Annotated in this window: 1 protein-coding gene; it reads right to left on the bottom strand. The window is 35.0% G+C overall.

What is annotated here, in order from left to right; translation table 11 throughout:
- Positions 1-114: 114 nt before the first annotated feature.
- The gene (locus tag LKW28_RS22820) at positions 115-354 is read right to left on the bottom strand and encodes a DUF5348 domain-containing protein (protein ID WP_229142706.1); all 240 of its coding nucleotides are present in this window, start codon (positions 352-354) and stop codon (positions 115-117) included.
- Positions 355-506 lie beyond the last annotated feature (152 nt).

Raw genomic sequence — 506 nt, 5'->3', positions numbered from 1 at the left:
TGTTAATGACATCATGAAATGTCCAGAAAATGACGAGATATTTTGTCCTCATTTTGACGGAAACCCTGTCAAAAAAGAAAGGGAAGCAGTAATATCTTTCGCTTCCCTTTTATATCAATAATTTATATTGATTTTATATGTTTGATCCTTCCTTAAATTAAGCTTTACACCCTCCGAACCTATCACAACGTACCATTGTGTCCCTAATTCTAAGCGACAAGGAATTCCGTAGTTTTTGCCAATACAAAGTTCAAATGGTTCTCCGCAATTCATTCTATATCCTGTATTATTTAGAACGACTAACCAACAGTCTAATCCTTTGTTATAACTCATAGGTACCCATCTTCGTTTCATTCTAGCTCACCTTGAATGACATGTTTAATCATATGATCATCAATAATACGGCGTCCACTTTGTGATCCATAAAGTAGGCTATGTGTACATAATTTATTTATTAATCTCGGAGTTCCACCAGAAAATCTTTGGATCTCATCCAAAGCTCCATC

Source organism: Bacillus sp. REN16 (genome assembly GCF_020731355.1).
Taxonomy (GTDB): Bacteria; Bacillota; Bacilli; order Bacillales; family Bacillaceae_L; genus Ferdinandcohnia.
Note: the sequence above shows the minus strand (reverse complement) of the source record. Positions and strands in the feature narration are given on the sequence as shown.